This is a genomic window from Nocardioides bruguierae, from assembly GCF_023656415.1.
In the GTDB taxonomy this organism is placed as follows: domain Bacteria; phylum Actinomycetota; class Actinomycetes; order Propionibacteriales; family Nocardioidaceae; genus Nocardioides; species Nocardioides bruguierae.
Genome location: NZ_JAMOIL010000012.1, coordinates 1 through 21279, shown reverse-complemented (window position 1 = coordinate 21279; position 21279 = coordinate 1). Strand labels below are relative to the sequence as shown.

20 protein-coding genes are annotated in these 21279 nt (G+C 72.4%); all 20 read left to right on the top strand.

Annotated elements, in window-relative coordinates; all coding sequences use genetic code 11:
• Positions 1-37 precede the first annotated feature (37 nt).
• The 20 genes from M8330_RS10750 to eutC all read left to right on the top strand — a co-directional run bounded on the left by M8330_RS10750 (position 38) and on the right by eutC (position 20786).
• Positions 38-640, top strand: a complete 603-nt coding sequence (locus M8330_RS10750) for a TetR/AcrR family transcriptional regulator (protein WP_250827321.1) — start codon at positions 38-40, stop codon at positions 638-640.
• Positions 640-2376: an ABC transporter ATP-binding protein gene (locus M8330_RS10745; RefSeq protein ID WP_250827320.1), complete on the top strand. Its 1737-nt coding sequence runs from the start codon at positions 640-642 to the stop codon at positions 2374-2376. Before M8330_RS10750 ends, M8330_RS10745 begins: the two co-directional genes overlap by 1 nt.
• A 47-nt stretch (positions 2377-2423) precedes the next feature.
• Entirely contained in the window at positions 2424-4367 is a 1944-nt protein-coding gene (locus M8330_RS10740; RefSeq protein WP_372490200.1) for an ABC transporter ATP-binding protein, read from the top strand.
• 156 nt (positions 4368-4523) lie between these two features.
• Complete coding sequence (locus tag M8330_RS10735) at positions 4524-4916, top strand: cupin domain-containing protein (RefSeq protein WP_250827319.1); 393 nt, start codon at positions 4524-4526, stop codon at positions 4914-4916.
• A gap of 30 nt (positions 4917-4946) precedes the next feature.
• A complete protein-coding gene (locus M8330_RS10730) occupies positions 4947-5531 on the top strand; it encodes a dimethylamine monooxygenase subunit DmmA family protein (RefSeq protein ID WP_250827318.1) in 585 nt (194 codons plus the stop codon).
• Positions 5528-6553, top strand: a complete 1026-nt coding sequence (locus M8330_RS10725) for a PDR/VanB family oxidoreductase (RefSeq protein ID WP_250827317.1) — start codon at positions 5528-5530, stop codon at positions 6551-6553. Before M8330_RS10730 ends, M8330_RS10725 begins: the two co-directional genes overlap by 4 nt.
• Positions 6553-7623: a heme-dependent oxidative N-demethylase family protein gene (locus M8330_RS10720; protein WP_250052316.1), complete on the top strand. Its 1071-nt coding sequence runs from the start codon at positions 6553-6555 to the stop codon at positions 7621-7623. Before M8330_RS10725 ends, M8330_RS10720 begins: the two co-directional genes overlap by 1 nt.
• Positions 7620-8177 carry a dimethylamine monooxygenase subunit DmmA family protein gene (locus M8330_RS22445; protein WP_250827316.1) on the top strand — a complete coding sequence of 186 codons (558 nt, stop codon included), beginning with the start codon at positions 7620-7622 and terminating at the stop codon, positions 8175-8177. The genes M8330_RS10720 and M8330_RS22445 overlap by 4 nt, the downstream gene beginning before the upstream one ends.
• Complete coding sequence (locus tag M8330_RS10710; RefSeq protein ID WP_250827315.1) at positions 8174-9160, top strand: PDR/VanB family oxidoreductase; 987 nt, start codon at positions 8174-8176, stop codon at positions 9158-9160. The genes M8330_RS22445 and M8330_RS10710 overlap by 4 nt, the downstream gene beginning before the upstream one ends.
• A complete protein-coding gene (locus tag M8330_RS10705) occupies positions 9157-10212 on the top strand; it encodes a heme-dependent oxidative N-demethylase family protein (protein ID WP_250827314.1) in 1056 nt (351 codons plus the stop codon). Before M8330_RS10710 ends, M8330_RS10705 begins: the two co-directional genes overlap by 4 nt.
• 218 nt (positions 10213-10430) lie before the next feature.
• A complete protein-coding gene (locus M8330_RS10700) occupies positions 10431-11699 on the top strand; it encodes an ammonium transporter (protein WP_250052322.1) in 1269 nt (422 codons plus the stop codon).
• Between the two features lie 5 nt (positions 11700-11704).
• Positions 11705-11917, top strand: coding sequence for a hypothetical protein (locus M8330_RS10695; RefSeq protein WP_250827313.1), 213 nt, complete (start codon positions 11705-11707; stop codon positions 11915-11917).
• Positions 11918-12163: 246 nt separating this feature from the next.
• Positions 12164-13522, top strand: coding sequence for a type III glutamate--ammonia ligase (glnT, locus tag M8330_RS10690; RefSeq protein WP_250827312.1), 1359 nt, complete (start codon positions 12164-12166; stop codon positions 13520-13522).
• A 51-nt stretch (positions 13523-13573) separates the two neighbouring features.
• The gene (locus M8330_RS10685; RefSeq protein WP_250052328.1) at positions 13574-14470 is read left to right on the top strand and encodes a class II glutamine amidotransferase domain-containing protein; all 897 of its coding nucleotides are present in this window, start codon (positions 13574-13576) and stop codon (positions 14468-14470) included.
• The gene (locus tag M8330_RS10680; RefSeq protein WP_250827311.1) at positions 14458-15159 is read left to right on the top strand and encodes a hypothetical protein; all 702 of its coding nucleotides are present in this window, start codon (positions 14458-14460) and stop codon (positions 15157-15159) included. Before M8330_RS10685 ends, M8330_RS10680 begins: the two co-directional genes overlap by 13 nt.
• 21 nt (positions 15160-15180) lie before the next feature.
• Positions 15181-16521 carry an FMN-binding glutamate synthase family protein gene (locus tag M8330_RS10675; protein WP_250052332.1) on the top strand — a complete coding sequence of 447 codons (1341 nt, stop codon included), beginning with the start codon at positions 15181-15183 and terminating at the stop codon, positions 16519-16521.
• 1 nt (position 16522) lies between these two features.
• Complete coding sequence (locus M8330_RS10670) at positions 16523-17725, top strand: NAD(P)/FAD-dependent oxidoreductase (protein ID WP_250827310.1); 1203 nt, start codon at positions 16523-16525, stop codon at positions 17723-17725.
• A gap of 92 nt (positions 17726-17817) precedes the next feature.
• A complete protein-coding gene (locus M8330_RS10665) occupies positions 17818-18483 on the top strand; it encodes a helix-turn-helix domain-containing protein (protein WP_250827309.1) in 666 nt (221 codons plus the stop codon).
• A 111-nt stretch (positions 18484-18594) separates the two neighbouring features.
• Positions 18595-20004 carry an ethanolamine ammonia-lyase subunit EutB gene (locus tag M8330_RS10660; protein ID WP_250052337.1) on the top strand — a complete coding sequence of 470 codons (1410 nt, stop codon included), beginning with the start codon at positions 18595-18597 and terminating at the stop codon, positions 20002-20004.
• A complete protein-coding gene (gene eutC / locus M8330_RS10655) occupies positions 20001-20786 on the top strand; it encodes an ethanolamine ammonia-lyase subunit EutC (RefSeq protein WP_250827308.1) in 786 nt (261 codons plus the stop codon). Before M8330_RS10660 ends, eutC begins: the two co-directional genes overlap by 4 nt.
• Positions 20787-21279 lie beyond the last annotated feature (493 nt).

Below are 21279 nucleotides of genomic sequence, written 5' to 3'. Positions count from 1 at the left end.
CTTGCTGAGTGAGCGCTCACTCATCTACTCTCGACGGGTGACCGAGACACGTCGTCGCGCCCGACCCATGGCGCCGGAGGAGCGGAAGGCCGCCCTCGTCACCGCCACGCTGCGGCTCCTGCGCGAGCACGGCCGCGCGGTGACCACCAAGCAGATCGCCGAGGCCGCCGGCGTCGCGGAGGGCACGATCTTCCGCGTCGTCGACTCCAAGGAGGAGCTCGTCGACCTCGCGATCGCCAAGGCCTTCGAGCCCGGCGCCCTGCCCGAGCGGCTCGCCGAGATCGACCGCGAGCAGCCACTGCGCGACCGCCTCGTCATCGCCGTCTCCATCCTGCAGCAGCGCTACCGGGCCACCTTCTTCCTCATGCAGAAGGTCGGCATGGTCAAGCCGCCCATGCGCGACACGGACGGCGCACGTCGGTGGGTCGACGAGCGCAACGGCCTCGTCGCCGACCTCGTGGGGCCCGACGCCGCCGCGCTGGCCGTCGAGGTCGACGACCTCGTCCACCGCCTCATGCTGCTGACGTTCGCCGGCAGCCACGCCCTCATCGCCGACGGTCGCCTCCTCACGCCCGAGCAGATCGTCGACACCGTGCTGCACGGCTGTCTCGCCGGCGCCCCCACCCAGGAGATGCCCTGATGCTGGTCCGACTGCTGCGCGAGCACCTCGCGCCCTACCGTGCGTGGCTGGCCGGAGTCGCCGTGCTCCAGCTGGTCGGCGTGCTGGCGATGCTCTACCAGCCCAGCCTCAACGCCCGGATCATCGACGAGGGCATCGTCCTGGGTCAGACCGCCACGATCTGGCGCCTCGGCGGCGTCATGCTCGCCGTCTCGGTGCTGCAGATCGTCTGCTCGATCGGGGCCGCCTACCTGGGTGCCCGCACCGCGATGGCCCTGGGTCGCGACCTGCGCCGCGCGCAGTTCGCCCGGGTCCAGGCCTTCTCGGCCCAGGAGCTCGGACGCTTCGGCGCGCCCTCCCTGCTGACCCGCACCACCAACGACGTGCAGCAGGTGCAGATGCTCGTGGTGATGGGCGCGACCATCGCCATCACCAGCCCGATCATGATGGTCGGCGGCATCGTCATGGCGCTGCGCGAGGACCTCGGCCTCGGCTGGATCCTCGTGGTCGTCGTGCCGGCCCTGTTCGCCTCGGTCGGCTTCGTCATCTCCCGGATGGTCCCGAGCTTCCGGGCGATGCAGGTTCGCATCGACAAGGTGAACCGGGTGCTGCGCGAGCAGATCAGCGGCATCCGCGTCGTCCGGGCGTTCGTCCGCGAGCCCCGCGAGGTCGAGCGGTTCGAGGTGGCCAACGACGCGCTCACCGACGTCGCGATCCGGGCGGGCCGCTGGATGGCCACGCTCTTCCCGCTCGCCATGGTGGTCGTCAACGTCTCCAGCGTCGCCGTCATCTGGTTCGGCGGCCTGCGGGTGGACGCGGGGGAGACCGAGATCGGCGCCCTCACCGCGTTCCTCTCCTACCTCATGCAGATCCTCATGAGCGTCATGATGGCGACGTTCCTCTTCATGCAGATCCCGCGGTCGGCCGTGTGCGCCGACCGGATCAGCGAGGTGCTGGCCACCGAGTCCTCCGTGCGTCCTCCGGCGGCACCCACGGTGCCCGACGTGAGCAGGCGCGGCCACGTCGACCTCGAGGCCGTCACGTTCGGCTACCCCGGTGCCGACGAGCCCGTCCTGCACGAGGTCGACCTGGTCGGGCGCCCCGGGCAGACCGTCGCCGTCATCGGGTCGACCGGTGCCGGCAAGACGACGTTGCTCAACCTCGTCCCGCGGCTCTTCGACGCCACCGGCGGAGTCGTGCGGGTCGGCGGGGTCGACGTCCGCGACCTCGACCCCGAGGCCCTGTGGGCCGAGCTCGGCCTGGTGCCGCAGCAGGCCTACCTCTTCTCCGGCACCGTCCGCTCCAACCTCGCCCACGGCAAGCCCGACGCGACCGAGGAGGAGATGTGGGCCGCCCTCGAGGTCGCCCAGGCCCGCGACTTCGTGGCCGCGCTGCCCGAGGGTCTCGACGCGCCCGTCACCCAGGGCGGCACCGACTTCTCCGGCGGTCAGCGGCAGCGGCTGGCGATCGCCCGGGCCGTCGTCCGCAGGCCCGCGGTCTACCTGTTCGACGACTCCTTCTCCGCGCTCGACCTCGCCACCGACGCCCGCCTGCGCGCCGCGCTGAGGCCGGTCACCACCGACGCGCTCGTCCTCGTGGTCGCCCAGCGGGTCTCCACGATCCGCGACGCCGACGTGATCGTCGTCCTCGAGCACGGTCGGGTGGTCGGACGCGGCACCCACGACGAGCTCGTGGCGACCTGCGAGACCTACCAGGAGATCGTCTCCTCCCAGCGCAGCGCCCAGGAGGCAGCGTGAGCACCCAGCAGCCCGCCCGCCCGGCGTCCGCCCAGGCCACCGTCCGCATGGGCCCGCCCGGCGGCGGGCGCGGCGGCCCGATGGGTCCCGGTGGCGGCATGGGCATGGGCGGCAAGGCGCAGTCCTTCGGCCCGTCCGCCCGCCGCCTGCTGGCCCGCCTGCGGCCCGAGCGCACCGCGACCCTCGGCGTGGTCGTGCTGGTCGCGGTGTCGGTGGGGCTGATGAGCGTCGGGCCGCGGCTGCTCGGTCACGCCACCGACCTCGTCTTCCGCGGCTTCGTCGGCGCCATGTACCCCGCCGGCACGCCCGACAGCGCTCTGCCCGAGGCCGTCCAGGGCCAGGGCGTCGTGCCGGGCCAGGGCGTCGACTTCGGCGCCGTGGGGGAGTGGCTGTTGCTGGTGCTGGGCGTCTACCTCGTCGGCTCGCTGTTCTCGTGGCTGGCCGGGTTCGTGCTCAACGGCGTCGTGCAGCGCACCATCCGCACCCTGCGCGCGGACGTGGAGGAGAAGCTGCACCGGCTGCCGCTGTCCTACGTCGACCGTTCGGCACGCGGCGAGATCCTCTCCCGGGTCACCAACGACATCGACAACGTCTCCACCACGCTGCAGCAGACGATGAGCCAGCTGCTCCAGAGCCTGCTCATGCTCCTCGCGGTGCTGGCGATGATGCTGTGGATCAGCCCGCTGCTGGCGCTGGTCGCGTTCGTCTCCGTGCCGGTCTCGCTGGCGCTGACCCGCGTCATCATGAAGCGCTCGAAGACGCAGTTCTCGGCCCAGTGGGCGCGCACCGGCGAGCTCAACGCCCACGTCGAGGAGGCCTTCTCGGGCCAGGCGCTGGTCAAGGTCTTCGGGCGGACCAAGGAGGTCGAGCAGCGCTTCGGCGAGCTCAACGACGGCCTGTTCGACGTCTCCTTCCGTGCGCAGTTCATCTCGGGCCTGGTGATGCCCACGATGATGTTCGTCGGCAACCTCAACTACGTCGTGGTCGCGGTCGTCGGGGCGCTGCGCGTCTCCTCCGGCGCGCTCACCCTGGGCGAGGTGCAGGCGTTCGTGCAGTACACGCGCCAGTTCTCCCAGCCGCTGACCACGGTGGCCTCGATGGCCAACCTGCTGCAGTCCGGCGTCGCCAGCGCCGAGCGGGTCTTCGAGCTGCTGGACGCGCAGGAGCAGAGCGCCGAGCGCACCGACGAGACGCTGCCTGAGCGCGACGTCACCCACGGCGAGGTTCGCTTCGAGCACGTGCGGTTCTCCTACGAGCCCGACCGCGAGCTCGTCCGCGACCTCTCGCTCGTCGCCCGCCCCGGCCAGACGGTCGCCATCGTCGGCCCCACCGGCGCCGGCAAGACGACGCTGGTCAACCTCGTCATGCGCTTCTACGACCTCGGGTCCGGTCGGATCACCCTCGACGGCGTGGACGTCGCCGCGGTGCCGCGCCGCGACCTGCGCTCGCGCATCGGCATGGTGCTCCAGGACACCTGGCTCTTCGAGGGCACGATCCGCGACAACATCGCCTACGGGCGGCCGGGCGCCACCGAGGAGCAGGTGCTCGAGGCCGCACGCGCGACGTTCGTCGACCGGTTCGTCCATGCGCTGCCCGACGGCTACGACACCGTCGTCACCGAGAACGGCGGCAGCCTCTCGGCCGGCGAGCGACAGCTGGTCACGATCGCCCGCGCGTTCCTCACCGACCCCGCGCTGCTGATCCTGGACGAGGCGACGAGCTCGGTCGACACCCGCACCGAGCTCCTGCTCCAGCAGGCGATGACCGCGTTGCGTGCCGATCGCACCAGCTTCGTGATCGCGCACCGGCTCTCGACGATCCGCGACGCCGACCTCATCCTGGTGATGGAGCACGGCGACATCGTCGAGCAGGGCACCCACGAGGAGCTGGTGGCCGCCGACGGCGCCTACGCCCGGCTCTACCGCAGCCAGTTTGAGGGGGCGGTGACGGACGGCATGACGGGCGCCGAGGGCGCGGCGCCGGTGTCCTGAGATCCCCCTGCCTGCGTTTCCTCTGATGAAACAGCGTCTGCTGTGATGTGACGTTTACACGCGGTGGTGGTCGCCGGAAACCTGGCGTGGATCGAATGGCTCCACAGCCACCGCGGCCCCACCTCCCGGGGCCCGCCCGAGGAGCAGGAGCCAGTCATGACCACCGAGGCCACCACCGAGGCGAGCACCGGCACCACCCCGTTCCGCGTCACCACCGACGCCTGGAAGGGCCTCCCCTTCATGGAGGAGCACCCGGACAACAAGGGCTACATCGGGGACGTCTACGAGAACCCCAAGGGCAGCCGCATGTGCAGCGGCTACTTCGAGCTGCACCACACCGACGAGCCGCTCGTCTACGACTACGGCTACGACGAGATGAAGATCGTCGTCGAGGGCGAGTTCCTCCTGCGCAACGTCGACACCGGTCAGGAGATGGTCGCCAAGGCCCGCGACGCGATCTTCTTCCCCAAGGGCTCCAGGATCGCCTTCTCCACGCCCTCCTACGCCCTCGCCTTCTACGTCGGCGACCGCGACTCCACCCTGCTCTGACCTGAACCCCGACCAGGTCAGGAGCCGACCATGACGCTCGTGGACGACGCCCCGGTCATCGAGGCCGGCGCCGAGGCCGCCCCCGTGGCCGAGCCGCCGCTCGGCGTGCCCCGCTGGCTGCGGGAGCCGGAGCCGCTGGACGCCCACGCCACCGTGCACCTCGTGGTGGCCTGCGGCAGCGACCCGCGCACCGCGGACGTGGCCGCCGGCTGGGCCGCGCAGGCCACGGCGGCCGCGCCCGTCCGCGTGCTCGCGCTGCCGCAGGGCCCCGTCGCCGGCCGCGAGGTGCTGGACGAGGCCCTCGCCTCGCTCCGCACCGGTGCCCGCGTCCTCGTGGCCGGTGACCGGCACGACGTCCTCGTGACACTGTCCGCGGCCCGCGCCGCCGGGGCCGGCCCCGACGAGCTGCGCTGCTTCGCGGTGGACGCCTACGACGGGACCGGCCCGTTGCCGGTCTTCTGCGCGCACTGCCGCGCGACCCGTCGGATGATCGTCGAGCCCGGCGGCGAGGTCGCCTGCCCCGGCTGCGCGCGCCACCTCGAGGTGCACCCGCACCACTCCGCGGCCCTGGGCGCCTTCCTCGCCTCCGACGCCCGCGCCCGGGACCTGGCGTGAGCGCCACGCTCGAGCGCTACCCGGCGCACCTGCACCCGGGCTACCGCACGCAGGCCCGCGCGCTGCGCGTCGCGGCCGTGGCGCCGGTCGCCGAGGACGTGGTGCACGTGACGCTCGTCGACCCCGCCGGCGTCCCGCTGACGCCGTACGAGCCGGGCGCGCACCTGGTGCTCACCGTCGGCACGGACGCGGCCGGCGAGAAGCAGCGCAACGCCTACTCGCTCACCGGCGACGGGGTCGTGCCGCGCACCTACGAGATCTCGGTGCTGCTCCAGCGTCCCGAGGACGGCGGCGCGGGCGGCTCCGCCCGCGTGCACGCGTTGGCCGTCGGCGACCTGGTCGAGGTCGAGGGGCCGCGCTCCTCCTTCGCCCCGCGCCACGACCAGCGGCACACGCTGCTGGTGGCGGCCGGCATCGGCGTCACCCCGGTGCTCTCCCACGCCCGCGCCGTCGCCCGGTGGGGCGGCTCCGCGGAGATCCTCTACTCCTACCGGCCCGGCCGCGGCGCCCACCTCGAGGAGCTGCGCGCGCTGGCCGAGCAGCCGGGCATCACGCTGCACGAGGTCGTCGGCCGCGAGGCCAGCGCCGCCCTGCTGGCCGAGCGCCTCGCCGACCAGCCGCTCGGCACGCACGCCTACGCCTGCGGTCCGCCGTCGTTCCTGGAGGCGTACGAGGCCGCCGCCGAGCGGGCCTGCTGGCCGGCGTCCCGCGTGCACCTGGAGCGGTTCGCCGCGCCCGAGCTGGACCCGGGCGTCCTCTTCTCCGCCGTCCTCGCGGACGGCACGAGCCTCGAGGTCCCGCCCGGCACGAGCCTGCTCGAGGCGCTGCTGGCCGCTGGTCGTCCGGTGCCCAACCTCTGCCGTCAGGGCGTGTGCGGCGAGTGCGTGGTGCCCGTCCGGTCCGGCGAGGTCGAGCACCGCGACCTCGTCCTCTCCGACGCCGAGCGCGAGGCCGGCGACGTGCTGCTCTCGTGCGTGTCCCGGGCCGCCTGCGAGGGCGGCGTGATCGAGGTGGAGGTCTGATGACGCTGGCTCCCGAGAACCCGCTGGCCCCCGAGACCCCGGCGGCGTTCCCCGTCCGCGGGCACACCGCGCGGCTGCCCTGGCCGTTCCCCGACGACCTCGAGGCCTTCCGGTACTCCGTCAACGTGGAGCCCGCCCGGCTCGTGCGGCAGACCGCCGCCGGCAGCTGGGGCGGCACCATCGTCGACCTCGGTGGCGAGGAGTACGGCGCGATCATGGCCGATCGCCGGCGCATCCTGGACGCGGACCCGCACCGCGTCCGCCTCATGCCCGGCATGGGGCCGGCGTGCTGGGACCTGCTCGTCTACTACCTGCGCGACCTGGCGATCTCCTACCCGCACGTGATGGAGCTGAGCGAGCACGGCGACGTCTTCCACTGGCGCAACCACGCGCTCGGCACCGACCAGCGCTTCGTCGTCGGCGACGCGAGCACGCTGCCGTACGACCCGATGACGTTCCTCGGTCGCGAGATCCCCGACGACCTGCTGCTCGTCAAGGAGCGCGACGGGCACCTGTGCTTCGACGCCGGGCTGGTGACGTTCGCGGCCGCCTGGTCGGTCTCCTTCGACGTCGGCATGACGATGACCGAGATCCACAACCCGGTGCCCCGGCTGACCCGCGAGGGCGTCACCTCCCGCGCCGAGCAGTTCCTGCGCCGGCTGCCCGCGGACCAGGTCTACCGCCGCGTGAACTGGACGCTGTCGGCGTCCGGCTCGCGCAAGCTCGACGTCAGCCTCGAGGAGCTGCCGGAGTGGGGCACCGACATCCCCGCGCTGGTGCGCGACGAGGACTGGGCCCGACTGCAGCTGCGGATCGAGGTCGAGCACTTCATCCGCCTGCCCATGACGGGTGCCGTCACCTTCAACATCCGCACCCACATGACCTCGCTCGAGGAGATCCGGCAGATCCCCGCCTGGCGCCGCCAGCTCGCGCAGGTCGTCCTGGAGCTGCCCGAGGACCTCGCCGCCTACAAGGGGTTCCTCGACTACCGGGAGCCGGCGATGGCCTGGCTCACCGCGCCCGACCGCACCGACCCGGACCGCACCGCCTCGGAGAAGGAGCTCGCGTGAGCACCCCCGCCCCACCGCACTACACCTCCGTCCCGCCGTGGACGCGCGAGCCCGTGGTCGAGTCCCCGGACGCCACCGGCACCGCCTTCACAGTGCTGGCGGTCGGCACGGGCAGCGACGCCACCGGCGCGGCCGCGATCGTCGACGCCTGGCTGCCCACCCTGCCCGTCGGCGCCCCGGTCCAGGTCCACACCAGCGAGGACGTCGCCGGCGCGATCGCCGCGATGCGGACCGACCTCGCGGGTGCCCGGGTCGGCCACCGCGTCCTCGTCGCCGGGTCCGCCACCGACTGCCTGGCCGTCCGCGCCGCCGCGCTCGGCTCGTCGCTGATGGACTCCGAGCTCACCGTCGGCGTCACCTCGGTCGCCACCCGCGCCGTGTGGTGCGTGCACTGCTCGGCCACCACGATCGCCGAGGCCGGCCTCGAGGACGTCGTCACCTGCCCGTCCTGCCGCAAGGACCTCGTCGTCTACCCGCACGTCTCGCGCCGCACCGGAGCGCACCTCGGCTTCCAGGTGGACGCGGAGACCCTGCCGGCGGGGGTGACGGCATGAGCGCCGAGCGCATCGCCCTGGTCGTCACTGGTCTCACCGCGCTGACCCCCTCGATCCGCGAGGTCGTCCTCGCGCCGATCGACGGCGGCTCCCTGCCCTCCTACGCCCCGGGCTCGCACCTGGTGCTCGACGTGCCCGTCGGCGACGGCCGCGAGCGGGCCCTGGCCAACGCCTACTCGCTGACCGGCGAGACGGTCGAGCCGACCGAGTACCGCATCTCGGTGCTGCGCTGCGACCCCGCCGACGGTGCTGCCGGTGGTTCGGCCTGGGTGCACACGCTCGCCGTCGGCGACAAGGTCGAGGCGCTGCCGCCGCGCAACCTGTTCGCCCCCGTCCGGCACGCCACCAAGCACCTGCTCGTGGGCGCGGGCATCGGGATCACGCCGCTGCTCTCCCACCTGCGCAGCCACGTGCGGTGGGACGCCGACGTCGAGCTCCTCCACGTCTGCCGCGAGGGCGAGGGCGCCCACGTGGACGAGGTCGTCGCACTGACCGGCGGCGCCGCCACCGTCGTCCACGACCGCGCGACCTTCGCCGCCCTGCTCGCCGAGCGCGTGCGGGACCAGCCGCTCGGCACCCATCTCTACACCTGCGGGCCGACCGGGTTCATGGACCTCGTCCACCTCGAGGCCGCCGCCGCGGGCTGGCCCGCCGAGCGCGTGCACGCGGAGGCGTTCGGCGCCGCCGACCTCGACCCGGGCGCGCCGTTCACCGTCGGCGTCGCGGGGGAGGAGATCGAGGTGCCCTCCGGCGTCAGCCTGCTGGAGGCGCTCGAGGAGGCCGGGCACGAGGTGCCCAACCTGTGCCGCCAGGGCGTGTGCGGCGAGTGCCGGGTGCCCGTGGCGTCCGGAAGCACCCCGGTCCTGCACCGCGACCTCTACCTCACCGACGAGGACAAGGCTGCGAACGACTGCCTGATGGCCTGCGTCTCGCGCGCCCTGCCCACCGACGACCGACCCGCCCACCTCGAGGTGACCCTGTGACCACCACCAGCCTGCCCCGCACCGGCCTGACCACCGACGGCCTCGACCTCACCACCGCCGACCCCGAGCGCCGGGCGGCGCTGGTCGCCGGCTTCCCGTTCCCCTTCCCGAACCCGACCTACCGGTACTCCACCAACGTGGAGCCTGCCGGCAGCGCCGTCGTCACGCCGGCCGGGCAGTGGGGCGACTGCGTGGTCGACGTGGACGTCGAGTACACCGCCGAGCTGGCCGAGCGGGCCGAGATCCTGGAGCGGGACCCGTCTCGCCACGCCGTCCTGCCGCACATGCGGGTCGCCTGCTGGGACGCGATGCTCTGCCTCATGCGCGAGCTGGCGGCCGCCAACCCCGCCACGATGGAGCTCACGCTGCTCGAGACCGGCAGCCGGCCCCGCTACCGGTGGCGCAACGACGTGCTCGGGATCGACACCGCGTTCACCTACGGGCTGGAGTCGACCCTCCCCGCGGAGCCGCTGGCCTGGATCGGGCAGCAGGTCCAGGAGGACGTGGTGCTGCTCGACCAGCGCGAGGGCGAGCTGTTCGGCGACGCCGGCGTCGTCACCTTCGCCGCCGACTGGTCCTTCGGGTTCGACGTCGGCATGAGCTTCCTCGAGATCCACGGACCCGTCCCGCGGCTGCACGCCGAGGGCGTCATCACCCGCGCCCAGGCGTTCCTCACCCGGCTCCAGCCGGGCGAGGTGTACCGACGCACGAACTGGACGCTCACGATCGGCCGCCGCCTGGACGTCTCCACCGAGCTCTACGACCAGTGGGGCCCCGACCGGGAGAGCATCCAGCTGCTCGACGACACCGCCTTCGGTGCCCTGGTGCACCTGCGCACCGAGGTGCAGCACCTCATCCGGCTGCCCGAGTCCGGCGCCGTCATGTTCCTGATCCGCAGCTACATGCTCCCGCTGGAGGAGGTCGCGCGCGTCGAGCACTGGCGCACCCGCGCCGCCGACGTGCTGGAGGAGCTGCCCCAGGACATGGCCGACTACAAGGGCATCGCCAAGTACCGCGACCGCGCCGTGGCGTGGTTGCGCGCCGCCGGCTGAGCCCGCCCCGCACTCCTCCGGGCGGTCGTCACGACCGTCCTGTCACCTCGACGTCACGGCAACGGCGCCGTCACGCGGGGGGTGCCACGGACACGCAGTCGTCACAGACCTGTTCGTCCGCGGCAACCCAGCCTGGGTTTCCCCCCACGAGACTACGTTCACTCTCGTACTACCCCTTTGCAGGAGGACCTGTGACCCCCGAGGACACACTCGCAAGCATGGAAGCGGTCATCACCGACCTCTTCTACTGGGTGTCGATCGCCCTGATGATCTGCATCCACGCCGGCTTCCTCGCCTACGAGGTCGGCGCCTCGCGCTCCAAGAACGTGCTCGCCGCGGCGATGAAGAACCTCCTGACCTTCTCCGTGGTCATCGCGACGTTCTTCTTCTTCGGCTGGTGGTTCTACAACGCGTTCTACGCGTTCCCCGTCGGTGCGATCGACTCCGCCACGGCTGCGCTCCCCTGGAGCGACGACATGGGCCCGAACTCCACCTCGGTCACCGGCATCTTCTGGGGCGCGTTCGCCCTCTTCGCCGCCACCACCGGCTCGATCATGTCCGGCGCGGTGCTCGAGCGCATCCGCACGAGCTCGTTCCTCATCCTGACCACGGTGCTCGGCTCCGTCGTCTGGATCATCGGCGCCGCCTGGGCCTGGCACGGCTCGGGCTGGCTGCTCACCGAGTGGGGCTGGCACGACTTCGGTGCCGCGGGCTGCGTCCACCTCATCGCGGGTGCGTTCACCCTGGGCGTGCTGATCAACCTCGGCCCCCGCGCCGGTCGCTTCATCGACGGCAAGGCGATCACCATCCCGCCGCACAACCTGCCGCTGACCATGCTCGGCCTGATGCTGATCTTCGTCGGCTTCTTCGGCTTCCTCATGGGCTGCGTCGTGTACACCAACACCGGCTACTTCTCGATCTTCGGCAACGAGACCAACCTCTCCGCCATCGCCTTCAGCACGCTGATGGGCCTGGCAGGCGGCATCCTGGGCGCCTACGTCTCCTCGAAGGGCGAGCCGTTCTGGACGATCTCCGGCGGCCTGGCCGGCGTCATCTCGGTGGCCCCGGGCATGGACCTCTACCACCCGGCCCTGGCCTTCATCATCGCCGTCGTCGGCGGCCTGATCGTCCCCTCGATCGGCAAGCTCATCGAGAAGTTCGGCATCGACGACGTGGTGGGCGCGGTCTCCGTGCACGGCGGCTGCGCGGTCTACGGCCTGGTCGTCTCCGGCTTCGTCCTCTGGGGCTACCCGAACCTCGAGGGCATGCCCGCCATCAACCCGCTGGGCCAGATCGGCGGCATGCTCGTCCTCACCGCCCTCGGCTTCATCCCCGGCTACCTGATCTCGCTCGCCCTCAAGAAGGCCAAGATGCTGCGCATCCCGGCCGAGGTCGAGCTCGCCGGCCTCGACCTCTCCGAGGTCCCGGCCACCCCCTACCCCGAGGGCATCCCGGTCACCACCCTCAAGTCCGACGCGGAGGTCTGAGAAGCATGAGCCCGATCGACTCCTGGGGCGGCACGGCTGCCGTCTTCACCGGGGCCGGCACCGCCTGGCCCGTCATCTTCACCATCGTCGCGGTCGCCCTCTTCGTGGGCTTCCTCGTCGTGATGATCAACCACGAGAAGCACGCCTACGTCTCCATGCTCAAGCACGAGCCCGTGGAGAAGGGGCCCGCCGTCGAGGGCGAGCCCCGCGCGTACTGACCCGCGGCACCACCTGCTCCACCCGCACCGCCCCCTCCCGCCCCCGGGAGGGGGCGGTGCGGCATTTCCGCTGCACCCGCTGGTCGAGGAAGGGCGAAGTCCTGTTGCGAGACCGAGGGGGCGGTGCGCCACGTCCCGCCCTCGGCGGAGCCGCAATCGGAACCGTGCTTTAACGCGGCCGACACATCCACCATGTCTACTATCCGTAGACGGTGATTCACCAAAGTAGACACACCAGGAGATCGCATGACCTCGACCGAGCTGCCCACGGCGACCACGGACCTCGCGACGCTCTGCGAGCAGACCGGCACCACGTTCGTCCTCGCGCTCTTCGTCGACCTGGACGGCAAGCCGTGCGCGAAGCTCGTCCCGGTCGAGGCCGTGGACGCGCTGGCCACCGAGGGCGTCGGCTTCGCCGGCTACGCGGTGGGCTCGATGGGCCAGGAGCCCAAGGACCCCGACCTCATGGCGATCCCGGACGTCTCCTCCTTCACCCCGATCCCCTTCGTGAAGGAGGGGCTGGCGATCGTCCACTGCGACCCGCACGTGGAGGGCAAGCCGTGGCCCTACGCCCCGCGCGTGATCCTCAAGTCGATGCTGGAGAAGCTCGGCAGCACCCAGGGCCTGGACGCCTTCGTCGGCGCCGAGGTCGAGTACTTCCTGCTCAAGCGCACCGAGGACGGCGGCCTGGTGACCGCGGACCCCGGCGACAACGCCGCCCGCCCCTGCTACGACGCCCGCGGCGTCACCCGGATGTACGACCACCTCGCGGCGGTCTCCCGGGCGATGAACACGCTGGGCTGGGAGAACTACGCCAACGACCACGAGGACGGCAACGGCCAGTTCGAGCAGAACTTCGCCTACGCCGACGCGCTGACCACCGCCGACCGCGTGGTCACGCTGCGCTACCTCATCACCATGCTGGCCGAGGAGCGCGACATGGTCGCGACCTTCATGCCCAAGCCGTTCGCCGACCGCACCGGCTCCGGGCTGCACCTGCACCTGTCGCTCTGGAAGGACGGCGAGGCGGCGTTCAGCTCCGACGACGACGCGCGCGGCCTCGGTCTCTCCGACCTGGCCTACTCCTTCACCGCCGGCATCCTCGAGCACGCCTCGGCCCTGCAGGCGGTGCTCGGCCCCAGCGTGAACTCCTACAAGCGCACCGGCGCCGTCTCCACCACCTCGGGCGCCTCCTGGGCCCCGCGGTTCCCCACCTACGGCGGCAACGACCGCACCCACTTCGTCCGCGTGCCCGAGGGCAACCGCGTCGAGCTGCGCGGCGGGGACGGCTCGGCCAACCCCTACCTCGCGATCGCCGCCGCCCTGGGCGCCGGCCTCGACGGCATCGAGAAGTCGCTCGACCCGGGCACCGTCGGCGGCGACAACGGCGCTCAGCGCGACGCGCTGCCCCGCACCCTGCTGCACGCCGTGGACGCCCTCGACGCCGACCCGGTCGTCTCCGGCGCGCTCGACTCCGCCGCCGTCACCCACGGCGAGGGCCACGCCGTCGCCGCGTACTTCGCCGAGGCCAAGCGCGAGGAGTTCTTCGCATGGCACTCCCAGGTCAGCCCCTGGGAGACGGCCCGCTACCTCACCGCCTACTGAGCGGCCCACCGACCACCCACGACCCGGACCCCCGGACGAGAGGAGCCGCGCATGTGCGGCATCGTCGGGTTGCACCTGCGCAACCCCGAGCTGCAGCCCCGCCTCGGCGAGCTGCTCACCACCATGCTGTGCGAGATGCAGGACCGGGGCGCCGACTCCGCCGGCGTCGCCGTCTACGGCGACCCGCGGATGTCGCCGCCCGGCCGCACCACCGTCTCCCTGCTGGAGACCGGCACGGACGCCGCGACCCTCGGTGACGCGGTCGCCGCCGCGCTCGGCGGCCCCGCCGACGTCCTCGCCGTCGGCGAGACGCTGCTGGTCTCCGCCGAGGCCGACGAGGACGCCCTCCTCACCGCGTGCCGCGCCGCCGCCCCCGACGCGCTGGTCGCCGGGTTCGGCGCCGACCTCGCCGTCCTCAAGGGCGTCGGTCACCCGCGCGCCCTGGCCGACGGCTGGGACCTGGCGAAGGCGCAGGGCTGGCAGGGCGTCGGCCACACGCGGATGGCCACCGAGTCGGCCGTCGACGCGTCCGGCGCGCACCCCTACGCCGTCGGGCCGGGCCAGTGCATGGTCCACAACGGCTCGTTCTCCAACCACGCCACCGTGCGCCGCGAGCTGGTGCGCAACGGCGTGAGGTTCGACAGCCAGAACGACACCGAGGTCGGCGCACGCTTCGTCGCCCACCAGCTGGCCGAGGGCCGCGACGTGGAGACCGCCCTCAAGGAGCTGTGCACCACGCTGGACGGCTTCTACACGCTGCTGGTCAGCAACCGCGACTCCTTCGCGGTGCTGCGCGACGCGATCGCCTGCAAGCCGGCCGTCATCGCCGAGACCGACGACTGGGTCGCCATGGCCAGCGAGTACCGGGCGCTCGCCGACCTGCCCGGGGTCGAGAACGCCCGCATCTGGGAGCCCGAGCCGGAGGTCGTCTACGCATGGACACGCTGACCAGCACCACCACCAGCACCACCTACGACCTGGGGGAGACCCCGCTGCGCGAGGTGAACGCCGCCCTGCACGCCCCGGGCCTGTCCGGTGACTTCGTCATCACCGGCCCCGCCGGCGCGCACAACGTCGCCTGCGGCCTGAACGCCCCGGTCAAGGTCACCGTCGCCGGCCACGTCGGCTACTACGCGGCCGGCATGAACCAGCAGGCCGAGGTCGTCATCGAGGGCAACGCCGGCACCGGCGTCGCCGAGAACATGATGAGCGGCTCGGTCGTCGTCACCGGCAACGCCTCGCAGTCGGCCGCGGCCACGGCGCACGGCGGCCTCCTCGTCGTCCACGGGGACGCCTCCGCGCGCTGCGCCATCAGCCTCAAGGGCGCGGACGTCGTCGTCGGCGGCAACGTCGGCCACAACAGCGCCTTCATGGCGCAGGCCGGTCGGCTCGTCGTGCGCGGCAACGCCGGCCACGGCCTCGGCGACTCGCTCTACGAGACCCGGATCTACGTGCGCGGCGAGGTCGCGAGCCTCGGCGCCGACTGCGTCGCCAAGGAGATGGGGCCCGAGCACCTCGAGGAGCTCACGGGCCTGCTCAAGGCCGCCGGCTACGACGACGACCCGGCCACCTACACCCGCTACGGATCGGCGCGCAGCCTCTACCACTTCCACTCCGACAACGTCTCGGCGTACTGAGCCGGGCAGGAGACACCCACCATGAGCACCCCCAGCAGCTGGGCCCTGCGCGAGTCGGCCACCTTCGACCGCGCCGCCATCGCCGCCATCGACAACGCTGCCGAGACCGGCCTCTACGACATCCGCGGGTGGGGCGCCAAGCGCGCGCTGCCGCACTTCGACGACCTGCTCTTCCTCGGCGCCTCGATGAGCCGCTACCCGCTCGAGGGCTACCGCGAGAGCTGCGGCACCGACGTCGTCCTCGGCGCCCGCAACGCCAAGTACCCGCTGCACCTCGACATCCCCGTCACCATCGCCGGCATGTCCTTCGGCGCCCTCTCGGGCCACGCCAAGGACGCCCTGGGCCGCGGCGCCTCCGAGGTCGGCACGTCCACGACGACCGGCGACGGGGGCATGACCCCCGAGGAGCGCGGCCAGTCCAAGCACCTCGTCTACCAGTACCTGCCCTCGCGCTACGGCATGAACCCCGACGACCTGCGCAAGGCCGACGCGATCGAGGTCGTGCTCGGCCAGGGCGCGAAGCCCGGTGGCGGCGGGATGCTGCTGGGCCAGAAGATCTCCGACCGCGTCGCCGGGATGCGCACCCTGCCGCCGGGCATCGACCAGCGCTCGGCGTGCCGGCACCCCGACTGGACGGGCCCCGACGACCTCGCCATCAAGATCAACGAGCTGCGTGAGATCACCGACTGGGAGAAGCCGATCTACGTCAAGGTCGGCGCCTCGCGGCCCTACTACGACGTGAAGCTCGCGGTGCACTCCGGCGCGGACGTCGTCGTCCTCGACGGCATGCAGGGCGGCACGGCCGCCACGCAGGAGGTCTTCATCGAGCACGTCGGCATCCCGACGCTGGCCGCGATCGCCCCCGCCGTCCGCGCGCTGCAGGAGCTCGGCGTGCACCGCCGCCCCGACGGCGTCCAGCTGATCGTCTCCGGCGGCATCCGCACGGGCGCCGACGTCGCCAAGGCCCTGGCCCTCGGCGCGGACGCCGTGGCGATCGGCACCGCGGCGCTGATCGCGCTCGGCGACAACTCGCCCAAGCACGAGGCCGAGTACGCCAAGATCGGCTCGGCCGCCGGCTTCTACGACGACTTCCAGGACGGCCGCGACCCGGCCGGCATCAACACCCAGGACCCCGAGCTGGAGAAGAACCTCGACCCGGTCGAGGGCGGCCGGCGCCTGGCCAACTACCTGCGCGTCCTGACGCTGGAGGCGCAGACCATCGCTCGCGCCTGCGGCAAGGCGCACGTCACCCACCTGGAGCCGGAGGACCTCGTGGCCCTCACGGTCGAGTCGGCCGCCATGGCGCGCGTGCCGCTCGCCGGCACCGAGTGGATCCCCGGCGCACCCGTGACGGGGTACTGAGGTGGCCGCGTCCCCGGAGCTCCCCGCCTCCGCCGAGGTCGTCATCGTCGGCGGTGGCCTCGAGGGCTGCTCGGCGGCCTGGCAGCTGGCGCTGCGCGGCGTCGACGTCCTGGTGCTGGAGAAGGGCACCGTCGGCTCCGGCATGACCGGCAAGTCCTCCGGCATCGTCCGGTGCCACTACGGCGTCTCCTCCCTCGCGGCGATGGCCGCCGACAGCCTCACGGTGCTCGAGCAGGCCGAGGAGGTCTTCGGCGTCGACATCGGGTTCCGCCAGACCGGCTACGTCGTGGGTGTCGGCGAGCCCAACGTCGACGCCCTGCGCGCCAGCCTCGCGGCCCAGCGGGCGGTCGGCGTCGACACCGTCGAGATCGGCGTCGGCGAGGTGGCCGCGATGTGGCCGCACGCCGACCTCGAGCCCTTCGCCGCGTTCGGCCACGAGAAGCGCGGCGGGTACGGCGACGCCTACCAGACCGCGCAGGCCTTCGCGGCCGCCGCGCGCTCGCACGGAGCCGTGGTCAAGCAGGGCGTCGAGGTGGCCGGGCTGGTCACCGACGGGGACCGGGTCACCGGCGCCGTCACGACGGACGGCACCCGGGTCGCCGGCGGCACCGTGGTGGTGGCCACCGGCGTCTGGTCCCGCCCGTTCCTCGCGCCGCTCGGCATCGACCTGCCGCTCCGCGTGCACCGCGAGGAGATCGTCATGGTCAGCCCGGGCCTCGACCTCGGGCCCGTCCCGGTCTTCTCCGACCTGGTCTCGCTCCAGTACGTCCGGCCGGAGGTCGGCGGGGACATCCTCTTCGGCAACTCCGACCTGGCCGAGCTCGCCGACGCCGATCCCGACGACTACTCCAACCGCCCGACCGAGGAGATCCTCGACGTGGCGGTGGAGAAGATCGGCACCCGGTTCCCGGGGCTGGAGGACGCCTCCATCGCCGGCGGCTACGCCGGCTGCTACGACGTCACGCCCGACTGGAACCCGGTCATCTCGCGGATGCCGCAGGACGGGCTCGTCGTCGCCGCCGGCTTCTCCGGGCACGGGTTCAAGATCTCCCCGGCCGTGGGTCGGCTGGTGGCGGACCTGGTCGTCGACGGCGTCAGCTCCGACCCGCGCATCCCCGAGACCGACTTCCGCTTCAGCCGGTTCGCCGAGGGCGACCTGCTGCGCAGCCCGTACCCGTACAAGGGTGCGGGGGAGATGCGCTGAGACGTGCGCCACGACGGACGAGGCGGCGCGCTGCGTCCGCGGGTGGGCCCCGCCCGGGCCGGCCACGACCCGGTGTCTCCTATGCTTCACCCATGGCCACCGAGGGGAAGCAGCCGGAGTCCGACCTGCTGCGGAACCGGGCCGGCACGGCTCGGGACCGTGACCCCGCCGCGCCGCTCGACGAGCTCGAGCTGGTCGAGGCCATCGCCCGCAACGTGCGCGTCCTGCGCCAGCAGACGGGCCTGTCGGTGGGGGAGACCGCCGAGCGCGTCGGCATCTCCAAGGCGATGCTGTCGAAGATCGAGAACGCCCAGACGGCCTGCAGCCTCGCGACGCTCTCCCGGCTCGCGGTGGGCCTCGACGTCCCGGTCACCTCGCTCCTGCGCGGGACCGAGTCCGAGCGCCCGGCGTCCTACGTCGCCTCCGGCACGGGGGCCAGCATCGTGCGGGCGGGCTCGAAGGAGGGCCACCTCTACGAGCTGGTCGGCTCCCTGCGTGGCGAGCACAAGCGGCTGGAGTCGCTGCTGGTCACGCTGACCGCGAGCTCGGGGACCTTCCCGATGTTCCAGCACCCCGGCACCGAGTTCCTCTACATGCTCGACGGCGTCATGGACTACGCCCACGGCCGCTCGGTCTACCGGATGAGCCCCGGCGACTCGCTCCAGCTGGACGGGGAGGGCGCCCACGGCCCGGTCGAGCTGGTGGAGCTGCCGATCCGCTTCCTGTCGGTGATCGCGTTCCCCGACAGCGCCGTCTGAGCCCCGTGCGCCTCCGCCTTCGGCCTGGAGCGGTCCGAGAAGGTCGGCGCAGTGGACGACGTCACCGCTCGTGAAACATGCCTGTGACCCCCGCGGGCTAGCCTCGACGTCGTGACCTCGTACCACGCGCTGGTGGCGGGCCGGTCCTACCGGTTCGGCCACCTCGTCGACGTCCTGGCCAAGGCCAGCCCCCGCCGCTCGGGCGACGAGCTGGCGGGCTGCGCCGCCGAGACGGACGCCGAGCGCGCGGCCGCGCAGGGGGTCCTGGCCGACATCGACCTGACGACCTTCCTCAGCACCCCGGTGGTGCCGTACGAGACGGACGAGGTCACCCGCCTCATCCTCGACACCCACGACGCGCAGGCGTTCGCGCCGGTCGCCCACCTCACCGTCGGCGGTCTGCGGGACCACCTGCTGGAGGTGGCGGCCCTGCCCGACGCCGGCCGGCGGCTCTCCGCGCTCGCCCCGGGGCTCACCCCCGAGATGGTCGCCGCGGTGAGCAAGCTGATGAGCAACGGTGACCTGGTCTCCCTCGCCCGCGCCACCGACGTGACGGCGGCGTTCCGCTCGACCGTCGGCCTGCCGGGCCGGCTGGCGACGCGACTGCAGCCGAACCACCCGACCGACGACCCCCGCGGTGTCGCCGCGGCCACGCTCGACGGCCTGCTGCTCGGTGCGGGCGACGCCGTCATCGGGATCAACCCCGCCACCGACTCCCCGCGCGCCGCCGCCGACCTGCTGCACCTGCTCGACGACGTCCGCCTGCGCTACGACATCCCGACGCAGTCCTGCGTGCTGGCCCACGTCACCACCACCATCGAGCTGATGGAGAAGGGCGCCCCCGTCGACCTGGTCTTCCAGTCGGTCGCCGGCACCGAGGCCGCGAACAAGGGCTTCGGCGTGGACCTCGCGGTGCTGGGCGAGGCGCACCAGGCGGCCCTCGCGCTCGACCGCGGCACCGTCGGCACCCAGTGCATGTACTTCGAGACCGGGCAGGGCTCGGCGCTCTCCGCGGATGCCCACCTCGGCGTGGACGGGCGCCCCGTGGACCAGCAGACGCTGGAGGTCCGCGCCTACGCGGTGGCCCGCGCGTTCGACCCGCTGCTGGTCAACACGGTCGTCGGCTTCATCGGCCCGGAGTACCTCTACGACGGCAAGCAGATCATCCGGGCCGGGCTCGAGGACAACGCCTGCGGCAGCCTGCTCGGCCTGCCCATGGGCGTCGACGTCTGCTACACCAACCACGCCGAGGCCGACGCGGACGACATGAGCACCCTGCTCACGCTCCTGGCGGCCGCAGGCGTCGGCTTCGTGATCACGGTCCCGGGCGCCGACGACCTCATGCTCGGCTACCAGAGCCTCTCCTTCCACGACGTGCTCCAGGTGCGCCAGACCCTCGGCCTGCGGCCGGCCCCGGAGTTCGAGGCCTGGCTCGAGCGCGTGGGCCTCATGGACGACGGCCGCGTGCCGCGGCTGGACGCCGGGTCGAGCCAGCTGCGTGCCCTGGTGGCCGGCCGATGAGCGGCGAGACCCCGGTGGCCGGTGACTTCTGGTCGCCGCTGCGCACCGCGACGCGGTCCCGCATCGGCCTCGGTCGGGCCGGCGACGCGCTGCCCACCAACGAGGTGCTCGCCCTGCGCGGAGCCCACGCGGTGGCGCGTGACGCGGTGCACCTGCCCTGGGACGCGGAGGCGATCGAGGCCGGTCTCGGCGCTCGCGGTCTCGAGGTTCTGCACGTCCACAGCGCGGCGGCGGACCGGGCGGAGTACCTGCGTCGTCCCGACCTGGGCCGTCGACCGGAGACGCTCGAGCACCTGCCCGCACCGGAGGCCGGCACTCACGACGTGGTGCTCGTCCTGGCGGACGGGCTGTCGGCGCGGGCCCAGGACCAGCACGGCGTGGCGCTCACCGCGGCGCTCGTCGACGCGCTGCACGGGGCCGGACTGTCGGTGGGGCCGGTGGTCCTCGCGGACCAGGCCCGAGTCGGCATCGGGGACCACGTCGGCCAGCGGCTCGGCGCCACCGCGGTGGTCGTCGTCATCGGGGAGCGCCCCGGCCTGAGCGTGGCCGACTCCCTGGGCCTGTACCTGACCCACCACCCGCGCGTGGGTCGCCGCGACTCCGAGCGCAACTGCATCTCCAACGTGCACCCGCCCGACGGACTCACCTACGAGCGGGCGGCCCAGGTGCTCACGGCCCTGGTGCTCGGTGCCCGGCAGCTGGGGGAGTCCGGCGTCCGTCTGAAGGACGTGGCCCAGGCCGTGGACTCCGGCCAGGCTGAGGCGGACGCGGCACTCCTCTGAGCCGTCGCCGACGCTCGAGCCGCTCGCAGGCCGCTGACCTGCGTCTTCCCTGACACGTGCGCGCCGATTCGTCGTCGTGCACCCTGGTCTGTAATGTTCTCTCTCGCCGCCGGACGCCCGGTGAGCCGCCTCGGAGGCCCAGCCTCGAACGAAGCGGTTCGTCATGTCCGGCAGCGGGAGCGAGCGGAAAACGCGCCGAGTTGACACTCGGAAAGCGAATCCGTAAGTTTCTGCAGGTTGCCTCGGCAGCGGAGCGGAGACGCGATGCGCCGGGTGCGTGTGATTCTTGAGAACTCAACAGTGTGTCATTGATAGTCGACGAATTAGTTTGTTTATGCCCCTCTCGTCGGCATGATCGCCGGTTGGTGGTTGTGTTGGTGGGTGGGTTTCTTTGACGATGATTCTGACAAGTTTGTCAGGTTCTTTCTGTCAGTGATTGATTTTGCATCATCTCACACTGTGTGTGGGTTTTCGATGGAGAGTTTGATCCTGG